Here is an 11,968-nt window from a genome sequence, read left to right on the forward strand (position 1 = left end):
ATTGCCGCAGCCTTTTCAGGGCCTCACGCGGCCGCTTTCACTGCGCAGGCTGCACGAAGGCGTGATCCGCCGTCGATAACACGACACACGCGACAACCGGAAGCTCGGCGCAATCGTGACGGCGCGGTGACCTGTCGATCGCGCGGGACACGCCTCAACCGCGTTCGGCTTGCTTCCTGATGAGGTCTTTGCCGATCGGCCGCACCGGTTCGCTACGCAGCACGAGCGAGGTGGTGACGGCGCCAAAGCCGGCAATACGATCCACGATCGTCTCCAGATCCTCCGGCGCCGGAACGAGCACCTTGAGCACGAAGCAGTCATCGCCGGTGACGCGATGGACCTCGATGATGTGGGGGATCTCAGCGAACCGTTTGAGGCAGGTCTTGATGTGCTCATGCGTGGTGCGCAGGCGCACCAGCGCCATCAGGCCGAGGCCAAGCGCGCGCGAATTGATCCGGGCGCCATAGCCCTCGATGATGCCGGCTTCCTCGAGCCGCTTGACGCGCTCGAAGACGGCCGGCTGGGACAATCCGACGGAACGCCCAAGCTCGGACAGCGGCACCCGCGCATTGGCTTGCAGCGCCTCCAGGATCTTCAAGTCCTTGGCGTCGATCCTCCCGAAGCGATCCAACAAAATTCTCCATTCCGCCTTGAGATCATCGGCAGATGATCGATTCCGCCGATGACTTGCCATGTGATGCAGGACCGTGACCGGCCACACTGCGCCTCCATCTCAGATATCACGGAACGATCATGCACGACATCATCACCTTGCCTGGCCTCGGCGGCTCCGGAGAGACCCATTGGCAGACGATCTGGGAGCGCACCGACGCGCGCTTCACGCGATTTCAGCCGGCGAGCTGGGACCAGCCCGACCTCGACGACTGGGAACAATCCCTGGAGCGGACAGTCAGGCGCTGCGCGAAGCCGCCGGTGCTGGTCGCACATAGCCTCGCCTGCCTGCTGGTCGCGCACTGGGCCGCGCGCCTCCCCTCCGCGATCGCAGGCGCCTTTCTGGTCGCTGTCCCCGATCCGGATGGCGCCAATTTTCCCGTCCAGGCCGTTTCGTTCAGGCCGCTGCCGAACAGCCCGCTGCGCTTTCCCTCGCTCATCATCGCGAGCACGAATGACCCCTATGGCGGACTCGAGACAAGTCAGAAATTTGCGCGCGCCTGGCAATCCGCTCTGATCGTGCCGGGTGAACTCGGTCACATCAATGCGTCGAGCGGGCTCGGCGCCTGGCCGCAGGGCCGCGCATTGCTGGACGCCTTTCGTGCGGGCCTTCGTGGATGACGGACAAAACGACGGCGCCTGTCAGCGTGCCCCCTTGCCCATCGCCCGTGCCGCGAGGGCGGCAAGCCTGGGGTGGCGACCGCGCAGGCCCTGCGCGGCATGGTCGCGCCATGCGTAAGGCATCCCGCGCCAGGACAGCGCAACGCTGACATCGGTCAGCGGCACGGGCTCGGCGCCGAAACGGCGCTTGTAGCCCTGGTTGCCGATGCTGAGGTCGAAGCGGCGCACGCCCTCCGCATGCAGCGTCGCCATGGTGCGCTCCGTGACCAGCAGCCCCGGCGAGCAGCTCGACCAGGAATCGCCGGCGTGGCTGATGCGCAGCAGGAAATAGGTCGCACCAGACCTGACGCCGAGGGTGGTGGCGACGACGGTCTCGTCGCACACCAGCGCCGAAATGACGGCATAGCCGTCCGCGACGCCCTGGCGGGCGACCTCGCGATAGAACCTGGCATGGGCTTCGTCGTTGAGGACGAAGCGCGAGCCGAGCTTGCGCATGCGCGCCTGCTGCTGGACATCCATCACGTCCAGCAGCTCGCGCGCACGCGTGACATCAGCGGCGATCTCGAATCGCGCGCCGGCATGACGGCTGAAGACGCGCCAGCAGCGCGGCATCTGCATGCGCTTGATCGAGGCCTGGTAGTCCTCGTAGTCGTCGCCCGTCAGCACGAGATTGCCGTTGAGCGAGCAGGATCCGACCCGGCCGAGCGACACCAGCGGGTTCGGCTTGCCGCCGATTTGGGCCGGCATCTTCTTCAGACGCAGCAGGTCGAAGCGGTCGGGCAGCGCGCGCAACGCGTCGATCAGCGCCTTGCCGATCGCATCCGTGGCAACCGCGTCCAACGCGGCATCGAGCGCCAGGATCGGCGCGTTGTTGTCGGAAACGCCGAGGTCGGCGAATTCGACGATGCGGATGCCGCGCCTGACGTGGCTGATCATCGGCACCATTGCGATATCCTTGCCGGTCGCAACATCGGAGACGACTGCGATCAGCGGCGCGAGATCGTGGAACGCCTCGTACCACGCGCCGAGCCAGTGGCCATGCTGGAAAGCCGTGCGGTGCCCGGCGCTCGGGCGCAGCGCGGCGTGCCGCCAGTCGCGAAGGAAATCGATCGCGATCCCAGACGTGCTGGACACAAGACCATCTGGCTTCTCGACGCTGAGGAACGTCATCCGCGCAACATACGATTACCGAATGTTTCCAGATAGATTATGTTTGCCGCTGACCACAAGTGACGCCGCTGCATATCGTTAAGCCGATGCCACTACGGCCGTCCCGGCTGCGACAAGCTGTCAGCGCGCTGTTCCGTTTGCTCGACGCATTGGAACCTCGCCAGGAAGTGCAGGCCGGCCACGGCCATCGCGAACATGAACCAGATCGGATTCTGCCGTTCGAGCAGGAAGGTTTCGGTGGCCCCGTAATACAGCCCGAACAGCCACACGGTCAGGAACAGCTTCGCCAGCGCGCCACTCCGATTATGGGCCTGCGCCGACTGGAAATTGGCGAGCGGCGCAAGCACGAAGATGAGGATCACGAGCAACAGCCCCGGCAGACCGATGGTGACCGCAAGATCGAGATAGCTGTTGTGGCTGTGCGCCGCGGACGTCGCCCATTCGGCGCCCTGGGTGGTCTGCCTTGCGGTCACGTCGTCCCAGAAAGCCGCATAGCCGTGGCCGATGATCGGCTTCTCGGCAACGGCCGCGAGCGCGAACTCCCAGATCGCGGAACGGCCGGTGAAGGTCGGATCGAGCGGAAGCAGCCGCGTCATGGCGCCGAGCGCCGGGCTCATGACACTGCCGACCGTCAGCAGGTTCATCACGACCAGCGGCACGAAGCAGATGATCCGCTTCAGCCACAGGCTCGGCGTGACATAGACCAGCGAGGCGAGCGCGTAGATCGCAAGACACAGCACCGACGACGTCTTGCCGCCGGTGAAGATCAAGAAGATGCCGGCCAGCGCGGCGATCGTCGGTCCCATCACGAACGACCCGACGCCGCACAGGTAAATGCCGACATAGACCAGGATGGTCATCACCGGCGAGGCGATGTTCTTGTGGCCAAAGCTGCCGCGCCAGTCGCCGGCCAGCTGCGGCTCGGTGACATCGAGCGCCGTGTGGATCGAGTATTGCGGGGCGAGGAAGACGCCGAGATAGCAGAGGACGAGCAGCACGAGCGCCGCGCCGCCGAGACAAAGGTTGAATCCGCGCTGCGTCGGCGGCAGCAACGGCAACAGGACCGCGAGCGACATCACGCTGGCCGCGAGCACAAAGCGCTGCATCGAAACGCCGCGGCTCTCGGAGAGGGCGATGTTGATCAACAGCCAGCCGACCAGGCAAAGATGCAGCGGCGTCACCAAGCTCTTCAGCGCGGGCGCATCCGTGGCGGCGACGAACAGCACCGCGACCGCGGCCAGCAGCCCCCAGGAGACATAGGTGAGCGCCATGCGTCCGCCGACGACGGTGGTGACGTCCGCGTTGCGCAGGTCGGGAAACGGATCGAGCGTCACCAGCACGAGAAGCAGCGCCGCGACCGCGACGAGACAACGCGCGGCCCGCACGGCATTCAGCTCCGCAAGGCCATCGCGCAGGACGTGACCGAACGATCGGGTCTCGACGTCAGTGATCTCGGCGGCGCTGCGGTCCATGGCTCAAGGCAGGTAATGAGGCCGGGGAAGCTTCAGGTCTTAGCCCATCCCTGTTAAGCATTCGTCAACCACTCTACCCGGTGTCTGCGATACCGCCGGCTTCCGCACGATGCTCCGCGCGATCTCGTAATATTGCAGCGCGCGCTGCTCCAGCGTGAGATTGTCGAGGACATACCCCCGCGGATCGAACTTGTCGGCGGCGCACCCGGCCCAGAAATCGTCCCAGCCCGCCTCGAACCCGTCGGTGTCCGCGAATCTGGCACCGCAACGATCATCCCAGTACGGCACCGACGACACCGGCGCGAACTGGACGCGATGCGGATAATAATCGGGGTCGCGCCAGGGCCCGCCCGGATCCCAGGCGAGCACCGGCACACCGCAGGACAGGGCCTGCTGATAGGCGATGCCCTGGCTCTCGTTCTGGCACAGGAAGATCATCGCACGCGATTGCGCGAGAGCTGTCTGATAGTCTTCTTCCTTGTAGCTGCCGTAACGCAGCTCGATGAACGAGCGGCCTTCCCTGGCGAGCCGGGCGCGGACGGGCTCGATCAGCTCCGGCGCATAGCGCTCGCGGTCCCAGTGCACCTTGTCGTAGATCAGGACGTCGACGCTCTTTTGCGACGTCGGCGACGGTGCCCACAGATCCGTGTCGATGCCGACCGGCCAGGCCTCCGTGTCGGGCCAATGCGGCCGGTACATGTCGACGTACCACGGGCCGGGCACCACGACCTTCTTGACCGGCAGGCGCTTGAACAGGTCGGGATCGTCGAGCGGATGATTGTGCGCGGCGACACCGAGCAGGATCGGATTCTTCCACGCGAACTTGTCGAGCAGGAAGGTGCGGCCGATGATGCAGGCGAGCTCGTCGGGATGCCGCGCGATGTAGCCGTAGTCGTTGACGCGGTAGCGGATGCCGAGCCGATCGAGGCCCGCACAGAGATTGAGGAACACCCGCAGCTGGCCGCTCATCCTCGGCTCACCGAGCAGCATGCGGCGCGCCATGCGCCGCAGATGCCGGTCGCCGGGAAACCAGCGATCGTCCTTGTCCTCGTAGAAGAGGTTGAGGATCATGTCGTCGGGATCGTGGTCGAATGTGTTTGCGGGCACTGGGTCCATCCGCGGCAGCCAGGTGCGCATTCTCGCATGGGACCGGCTGTCGCACTCTTCCAAATTTGCCACAGGCTTAATGCCGGCGGCTTAACGCTAATCTTCGAAACCGCTGCGGCGCCGGCGTTCGCGACAGCGATTTTGTCCGCAATGCGAGTATCATTCGCCGCGGCCTCGGTTGCAATCGATCGCATCGCCAATGCGCCCTGGTTAACAGATCCTTAAAGACGAGCCCCAGCTTGATCACCGCCGAAGACGTTCTCGAATTGCCGGCCTCGTCACGGATCGATCCGGCGGCGCGCCAACCGCTGCAGGTCGGCTCGACCATCTCGGTGTCCGTCGTGATTCCGGCCAAGAACGTCGCGGCCTATGTCGCGGAAACCCTCGCCAGCGCACTGGCGCAAGGCGAGGTCGGCGAAGTGGTCGTCGTGGACGACGGCTCGACCGACGACACCACCGCCATCGTCCGCACCATTCGTGACCCGCGGCTGCGCCTGATCAGCAACGACTCCGCCGGCGTCTCGGCCGCGCGCAATCTCGGCGCGCGACATGCGAGCGGTCAGTGGCTGCTCTTCCTCGATGCCGACGACCGCCTGCGCCCAGGCGCGGTCGGGGCGCTGCTTGCGGCTGCGCGCGGTGCTCCCCGCGCGGTTCTCGTCTACGGCGACTACAACACGATCGACAGCGAGGGACGGCAGATCGGCCGGCGGGATATGCTGAAAGGACGCCGCAAACCGTCCGGCGACGTGCTGGCGCGGCTCGCGGCCGGCAACTTCATCGTCAATGGCGGCCTTGCGCTCGCACGTGCGGAGGCTTTCCGCGCCATCGGCGGCTTCGACGTCTCGCTCAGATATTGCGAGGACTGGCACTGCTGGTGCCGGCTCGCCGCGATCGGCGAGTTCGAATTCGCGCCAAAGCTTTTGCTCGACTACCGCCTGCATACCGCCAACACCATGAATGCCGCCGTGCGGACGCCGCAGGACTTCTTCCCGGCGATCGCGCGGGTGTTCGACGACGGACTGATCATGGCAAGACTGCCCGTCGGCACGGCAGCCGGGCTGCGCCGGGCCGCCGAGGTCCATCTCGTCACTTATTCGGCGATGCAGGCGGTCCGCTTCGGTCGATATCGCGATGCCTTCGCCTATCTCGGGATGGTCGGCCGCCGTTCGCTCAAATCGCTGCCGCGCGCCGCGGCCAGGATCGCCCTCGCCTGCTTCGGCATCTAATCCTGCGGCATCAGGACACGATCTTCGAGGCTTCGTAGGGCTTCGGCTCGATGCCGAACGCCGCGAGCACGGAGCCGAGCGCAACCATCACGGGATGCATCGCCACGACGGCCTTCGACGATGGCAGCAGGCCGGCCGTGCGCACCAGCGACAACGGCAACCTTGCGAGCATCTGCACAAACACCCGCACCCGCGCCGCCGCGCCCTGCGCGGCCTTGGACTGCACGCGATAGTTGATCGCGCCGATGCGCAGGCCTCGCTTTGCGATCCAGCCGAGGCTGGTCCGGCTTTGCGGCACCGTCTCCGTGATGACCGCCTCCGCCGTCCAGTGGAATGTCATGCCGGCATCACGGCATCGCACGAAGAAGTCGCAGTCGCCGCCGCCGAGGAAGTTGAAGCGCAGGTCGAAGGCGGGGCGGTCGAACCGCTCGAACGCCGCCCGCGTGATCAGGCAGTTGCCGCAGCCATAGATCAGCGGCACCGCGCCGCTGTAGTCATAGGCGGGACGGAAGGCGGGATGGCGCGCAAGCCAGGGCCTGCTGTCGTCGTCGAAGACCGGGAGCACCGGCCCGCCGACCACGTCGGCTCCGGTGGCCTCCGCAGTGCGAACCATCAGCTCGAGCCAGTCGGGCGAGGCGATCTCGTCGTCGTCGATCATCAGGAAGCGGGTCGCGGCGGGAAACAGCGCCTGCGCCGTCTCGAACGCGGCGTTGATCGCCTGGCAGTTTCCCTGCCGCCTCTCGACCAGGCAGACGCCCTGGAGCCTGCCGGCGGCGAGATACTCCGCGGCGACCGGCGCGCTTTCCCGTCCCGCCGCGTCGTTCTCGACCATGACGACGGCGAAGGAGCGCGGGGTGCGCTGGCTGGCGAGCGAGTCCAGCGTCAGCCGCAGGTGCTGCGGGCGGCGAAAGCAGGGAATGCAGACGACGATGCCGACCGACAGGTCGATGACCCGGGAGCTCGCCGCGATCTCCCGATTGGGATCGCGCACGGCATCCGAGATGCGCGCGGCGGACAGGTCTGTCGGGATCAATGTCATGACGCTCTAGATGTCCGAGATGTGTTGAAAAAGCCCTGCTTCGATCCCGCGGATCGGTGCCGTCCCACGACGGCACATCGCCGCGGGACAAATGCGTCCCGAAACGAACGGCCGTCGCGAGGCTCGTCACGGCACCAGGCCGATCTCCCGCCGTCCATACGCTTAACCGCTTTCGCGTGTTTCTCCTGCGAAACCCTGCGCGCGTGATACTGCAATTCGCGGTCCACCGTGCCAATGGCGGCCGGCGCGGACGATACGGTAGTTAACGCCTGTGCGCATTAACCCGACCGTAAGCACCGCGACGGGTGAAGCGTCGCAGCATCGGATTTGCTCTACGGGCATGCGGGATTTTTCCTGTAAATTTGAGTCGAACAAGCGCGGTCAGAAAATATGAACAAGCCAGCCACGATTGATTTCGCGACAGCCACGACGATCCCGATGGCCGCGGCCGCTGCGCCCGCTCAGGCGCTGCACGATCTCGTCCCCGGTGAAGCCCGCGACAGCCTGCTCGCCGTCCACGATTTGCTGCGCCGCGAACTGCCGCAGGGCCAGCTCGCCACCTATGAGGCCGGCGGCGGCTCGTGCAGCGTTCTGCCGCCGGAATTGCTGAGCCGCAGCAAGGTCACGGTCGTCGACATCGACGAGGAGCAGGTGCGCAACAACAGCTATGCGGACGAAGCGATCCTCGGCGACGTTCAGACCTACCGCTTCGGCCGCGAAAGCTTCGATCTGGTGATCTGCTACAACGTGATCGAGCATCTGCCCCAGGTCGATGCCGCGCTGCTGAACTTCCGCGACGCGCTCAAGCCGGGCGGGATGATCCTGATCGGCGCACCCAATCCGCACTCGCTGTCCGGCGTCGTCACCAAATACTCGCCGCACTGGTTCCACGTCTGGTTCTACCGGAATATCCGCGGCATCAAGGATGCCGGCCTGCCGGGCGAGCCGCCGTTCCCGACCTTCTTCCATCCCCTGGTGACGCTGCCGAGGCTCGAAGCGTTCGCTGCCGCCAACGGTCTGGAGATGATCTACCGCCGTGAGGTCGAAAGCCCACGCTATCCCGAGATGCGCCGGCGCAAGCCGCTGTTCGCAGCCCTGGTCGACGCCGGCGCCTCTGTCATGAACGCCGTGCTTCCGCGCGGGACCGATGTCCGCCGCGGCGACTATCACGTCATCCTGCGGAAGAGCTGACAGCCATGACACGCGCGCGCCCGGTCGCAAGGAGAGCGAAGCTCCGCGGCCACGCAGCGCGCGGTAACGAACCGTTAATCTCCGAGGGACCCCGCGATCCCGCATGTCACGGCGATGCGTCGAAGAGTGGCCTGCGCTTAAACGCTTTGTTTGCCATTTCGGTGAATAGTCCCTCAATGAGTATGGTTAATTTTCCCTGTTGCGTTGATTGGGCACCTATATCCCTGGTGCGTGGCAAGAAACGAAGACTAACCCCTCAGCACGCGATAGTTGGAATGAAAGCTGGGGCTCATGCTTGACTATAACCAGCCGATAGATCGGGCCCGACCGGAGGCCCCGCAGCAGCGGCCCCAGACCGGCTTCAACGTGCTGGAGCTCGTCAACCTGCTCTGGCGACGGAAGATCGCGATTGCCGCTGCGGCGCTCCTCGGTGCGACGCTTGCCGTCACCGCTGGCAAGAGCCTGACACCCCGCTATACCGCCACTGCCCAGCTCTACGTCGATCCGCGCGAGCTTCAACTCGTTGATCGCGAGCTCACGCCGCGCGCGCAGGATGTCTCCGGCATGTCGATGGTGGTCGAGAGCCAGGCGCGCCTGATCACCTCGAACAGCGTCTTGCTGCAGGTGATCCAGCAGGCCAATCTGGACAAGGATCCCGAATTCGGCGGCGGCGGTGACGGCAACAGCCTGATGTCGTCGCTGCTCGGCCTGATCGGCCTTCAGCCCCGCGCGCCCTCCGCCGCGGAGAAGAAGGAAGTGCAGCTGGCGGCCCTCGAGGCGCTGAACCGGCACATCACGATCCGCAAGACCGAGAAGAGCTTCATCGTCGACATCGAGGTCTGGTCGACCGATCCGGCGAAGGCGGCGATGCTCGCCAACACGCTGACCAGCGCCTACCTGATGGAATCCCGCAACTCGCAGGCTTCGGCCGCGCGGCGCGCCACCAACGATCTCTCCGGCCGCCTGAAGGAGCTGCGCGAGCGGCTGCGCAACGCCGAGACCGTGCTCGCGACCTACAAGGCCCAGAACAATTTCGTCGGCACCCAGGACGCGCTGATCAGCGACCAGCAGCTTTCCGCCAGCAACCAGCGGCTTTCAGCCGCCCGCGCGGCGACGATGGATGCGCAGGCGCGCCTGGACCAGATCGAGGCGAGCCGCCGCACCACAGCAGATGCCGGCGCGAACACCGAGACACTGCAATCGCCGACCATCGCGAACCTGCGAGCGCAATACGCCGACGCGCGCAAGAAATATGCGGAGCAGGCCGGCGAGCTCGGCCCGCGCCACCCGGCGCTGCGCCAGACCGAGAAGCAGGTCGAGGATCTCAAGCGCACCATCAACGAAGAGATCGACCGCTTCGCCCAGTCCGCCAAGAACGATCTGACGCGAGCCCGCGACTTTGAAGCCTCGCTCAACCGGGCGTTGGAGGCGCAGAAGCGACAAAGCGTCCAGCTCAGCCAGGCCGCCGTGCGTCTGCGCGAACTGGAGCGCGAGGCCGATGCCAGCCGCGACGTCTATCAGTCCTTCCTCAAGCGCTCGCGCGAGACCGAGGAGCAGGAGACGCTGAACACCTCGGCGGCCCGAATCATCGGCGAAGCGACGGTGCCGCAGCGGCGCTCGTTCCCGCCGGCGATGAGCATGTTCGCCATGATCGGATTCACCGTCGGCGCAATCGCTGCTGCGAGCTGGTTCGTCGCAGCCGAGCTGCTGCTCGCCGGCGCACCCGCGTCCGCGCCCGCCCGTCCCAATCGCACTCCGGCGCCGCAAGCTCCCCGGACTCCGGAGACGTCGCGGGCTCCGGAGACTGCGCGGGCCGAGCAGGATTCACGAATCCCGGAAGTCGTGTCCGCTCTGCCGGAACTCGCCGCGCCACCGCTGCAACCTTCGATCGCCGAAAAGCCCCTGATCGAAAAGCCGCTGATCGCGCGGCTCCAGGAAGCCGACGTCATCCACACGCTCGGTGCCATTCTCGCCACCGGTGGCGACGGCGTCGATCTTACCCGGCTGGGCTGGCCGACGCTGCGCCCCGGCTTTCCGCTGACGACGCTGCTCAACGCCTGGCGCGACATGCGCACCGCGGTAACCCGGCGCGCCGGCGGCAAGGCGATGCCGGTCATCGCGCTCGTCGGTGCCGGTGAGACCACCGGGCGCAGCGTGACCGCGCTGAATTTCGCACTCGCAGCCGCGCGCGACGGCGCTCGCGTTTTGATGATCGATGCCGACCATCAGGCACACTCGCTCTCGAACAAGGTCAACCGTTCCGGCAAGGTCGAGCCGAGCAAGCTCGGCTGGCTCTCGATCGGCAGCAAGGCCGCGCGCGAGATCAAGACGGTCAACGGCATCTCGGTATTGCCGGCCGGCGAGAACGACGCCGGCAAGGCCACCGAGGCCATCCGCAAGGCGATCACGCAGGCCCGCTCCGCCGGCGGCTACGACCTCGTCATCCTCGACGGTCCCGCGGCGCCACTCACGGCCGGCAGCCGCAAGCTGCTCGACGACGTCGACGCGGCGGTGGCGGTGCTGCCGACCAGCCTCGACATCAACGACGGCCTGGAAGAGATATTGAACACGCTCGGCCGCGCCGAGCGCAAGCTCGTCGGCGTCGTACTCGACGAGCTCACCCCTATGGCCCAAGCGCGCCAGCGAGGCAGACAATATGCTTGAGCGCCGCATCAATCAGGATGGCCGTGCCGCAACCGCCGAGGTGCCGCGGATCACCATCGGCGGCCTTCGCATGGCCGCGCTCGACCTGGAAGCGACCGCCGATTTCATGATCGAAGCGACCGATCCGCGCCATCGCATCGGACGTCCGCTGCACCTGACCTCGGCCAATGGCGAGGTGCTGGCGCGGTGCTCGACCGAACCGGAGACCGAACGCCTGTTCCGCGGCGCAGACCTCATCAACGCCGACGGCCAGCCGCTGGTGGCGGCCTCCAGACTGCAATCCTGGTTTCCGCTGCCCGAGCGCGTCGCCACGACGGACCTGTTTCACGTCGTCGCGCGCAAGGCTGAAGCGGTCGGCCGCACCTTCTACATGTTCGGCGCCAGCGAGGCCGAGAATGCCGCTGCGGTCGAGAACGTCCAGAAGATGTATCCCAACCTCAAAATCGTCGGCTACAGCCACGGCTATCTGCGCGGCGAGGCGCTACGTGCGAAGGTCGAGGAGATCAACGCGCTCGCACCCGATTATCTGTGGGTTGCGCTGGGCGTTCCAAACGAGCAGGCATTCGTCGAGGAATACACGCCGTTACTCACCAATGTCGGCGTCATCAAGACATCCGGCGGCCTGTTCAATTTCTTGTCGGGCAGCCGCCCGCGCGCGCCGCAATGGATGCAGAAGGTCGGGCTGGAATGGGCCTGGCGCACCATGCTCGAGCCTCGCCGCCTGTTCTGGCGCTATTTGACCACCAACCCCCGCGCGCTCTATCTTCTCTTTAGCCGCAACCGGCCCTTCAATCGCTGAGTAGACG

10 protein-coding genes are annotated in these 11,968 nt (G+C 65.9%); 5 read left to right on the top strand and 5 right to left on the bottom strand.

Features of this window, described 5'->3' with window-relative positions; all coding sequences use genetic code 11:
• Positions 1-154: 154 nt before the first annotated feature.
• Positions 155-631 (bottom strand): Lrp/AsnC family transcriptional regulator, encoded by a 477-nt coding sequence (locus tag NR187_RS16600; RefSeq protein ID WP_256807066.1) that lies wholly within the window; start codon positions 629-631, stop codon positions 155-157.
• A 122-nt stretch (positions 632-753) separates the two neighbouring features.
• Here NR187_RS16600 and NR187_RS16605 point away from each other — a divergent pair, with 122 nt between their 5' ends.
• Entirely contained in the window at positions 754-1,293 is a 540-nt protein-coding gene (locus NR187_RS16605) for an alpha/beta hydrolase (RefSeq protein ID WP_256807067.1), read from the top strand.
• Between the two features lie 21 nt (positions 1,294-1,314).
• On the opposite strand, the gene NR187_RS16610 is transcribed toward NR187_RS16605, so the two are convergent.
• The 3 genes from NR187_RS16610 to NR187_RS16620 all read right to left on the bottom strand — a co-directional run bounded on the left by NR187_RS16610 (position 1,315) and on the right by NR187_RS16620 (position 5,042).
• Entirely contained in the window at positions 1,315-2,463 is a 1,149-nt protein-coding gene (locus tag NR187_RS16610; protein ID WP_256807068.1) for a GNAT family N-acetyltransferase, read from the bottom strand.
• A 92-nt stretch (positions 2,464-2,555) separates the two neighbouring features.
• A complete protein-coding gene (locus NR187_RS16615) occupies positions 2,556-3,935 on the bottom strand; it encodes an O-antigen ligase (RefSeq protein ID WP_256807069.1) in 1,380 nt (459 codons plus the stop codon).
• Positions 3,936-3,974: 39 nt separating this feature from the next.
• Positions 3,975-5,042, bottom strand: coding sequence for a glycosyltransferase (locus tag NR187_RS16620; protein ID WP_256807070.1), 1,068 nt, complete (start codon positions 5,040-5,042; stop codon positions 3,975-3,977).
• Positions 5,043-5,281: 239 nt separating this feature from the next.
• Here NR187_RS16620 and NR187_RS16625 point away from each other — a divergent pair, with 239 nt between their 5' ends.
• Positions 5,282-6,268, top strand: coding sequence for a glycosyltransferase (locus NR187_RS16625; RefSeq protein WP_256807071.1), 987 nt, complete (start codon positions 5,282-5,284; stop codon positions 6,266-6,268).
• A 10-nt stretch (positions 6,269-6,278) separates the two neighbouring features.
• On the opposite strand, the gene NR187_RS16630 is transcribed toward NR187_RS16625, so the two are convergent.
• Complete coding sequence (locus NR187_RS16630; protein WP_211381379.1) at positions 6,279-7,307, bottom strand: glycosyltransferase family 2 protein; 1,029 nt, start codon at positions 7,305-7,307, stop codon at positions 6,279-6,281.
• Between the two features lie 390 nt (positions 7,308-7,697).
• Here NR187_RS16630 and NR187_RS16635 point away from each other — a divergent pair, with 390 nt between their 5' ends.
• The 3 genes from NR187_RS16635 to NR187_RS16645 all read left to right on the top strand — a co-directional run bounded on the left by NR187_RS16635 (position 7,698) and on the right by NR187_RS16645 (position 11,961).
• A complete protein-coding gene (locus NR187_RS16635; RefSeq protein WP_211381378.1) occupies positions 7,698-8,498 on the top strand; it encodes a bifunctional 2-polyprenyl-6-hydroxyphenol methylase/3-demethylubiquinol 3-O-methyltransferase UbiG in 801 nt (266 codons plus the stop codon).
• A gap of 291 nt (positions 8,499-8,789) precedes the next feature.
• Positions 8,790-11,162: an exopolysaccharide transport family protein gene (locus NR187_RS16640; RefSeq protein ID WP_256807072.1), complete on the top strand. Its 2,373-nt coding sequence runs from the start codon at positions 8,790-8,792 to the stop codon at positions 11,160-11,162.
• Positions 11,155-11,961 carry a WecB/TagA/CpsF family glycosyltransferase gene (locus tag NR187_RS16645; protein ID WP_211381376.1) on the top strand — a complete coding sequence of 269 codons (807 nt, stop codon included), beginning with the start codon at positions 11,155-11,157 and terminating at the stop codon, positions 11,959-11,961. Before NR187_RS16640 ends, NR187_RS16645 begins: the two co-directional genes overlap by 8 nt.
• The last annotated feature ends 7 nt before the right edge of the window (positions 11,962-11,968 follow it).

This window comes from Bradyrhizobium sp. Bra64 (genome assembly GCF_024519875.1).
GTDB classification, from domain to species: Bacteria; Pseudomonadota; Alphaproteobacteria; order Rhizobiales; family Xanthobacteraceae; genus Bradyrhizobium; species Bradyrhizobium japonicum_G.

Coding starts and splice junctions, on each gene's coding strand:
- NR187_RS16605 (WP_256807067.1), top strand. CDS start 754: ATGCACGACATCATCACCTTGCCTGGCCTCGGCGGCTCCGGAGAGACC.
- NR187_RS16610 (WP_256807068.1), bottom strand. CDS start 2,463: ATGACGTTCCTCAGCGTCGAGAAGCCAGATGGTCTTGTGTCCAGCACG.
- NR187_RS16615 (WP_256807069.1), bottom strand. CDS start 3,935: ATGGACCGCAGCGCCGCCGAGATCACTGACGTCGAGACCCGATCGTTC.
- NR187_RS16630 (WP_211381379.1), bottom strand. CDS start 7,307: ATGACATTGATCCCGACAGACCTGTCCGCCGCGCGCATCTCGGATGCC.
- NR187_RS16635 (WP_211381378.1), top strand. CDS start 7,698: ATGAACAAGCCAGCCACGATTGATTTCGCGACAGCCACGACGATCCCG.
- NR187_RS16640 (WP_256807072.1), top strand. CDS start 8,790: ATGCTTGACTATAACCAGCCGATAGATCGGGCCCGACCGGAGGCCCCG.
- NR187_RS16645 (WP_211381376.1), top strand. CDS start 11,155: ATGCTTGAGCGCCGCATCAATCAGGATGGCCGTGCCGCAACCGCCGAG.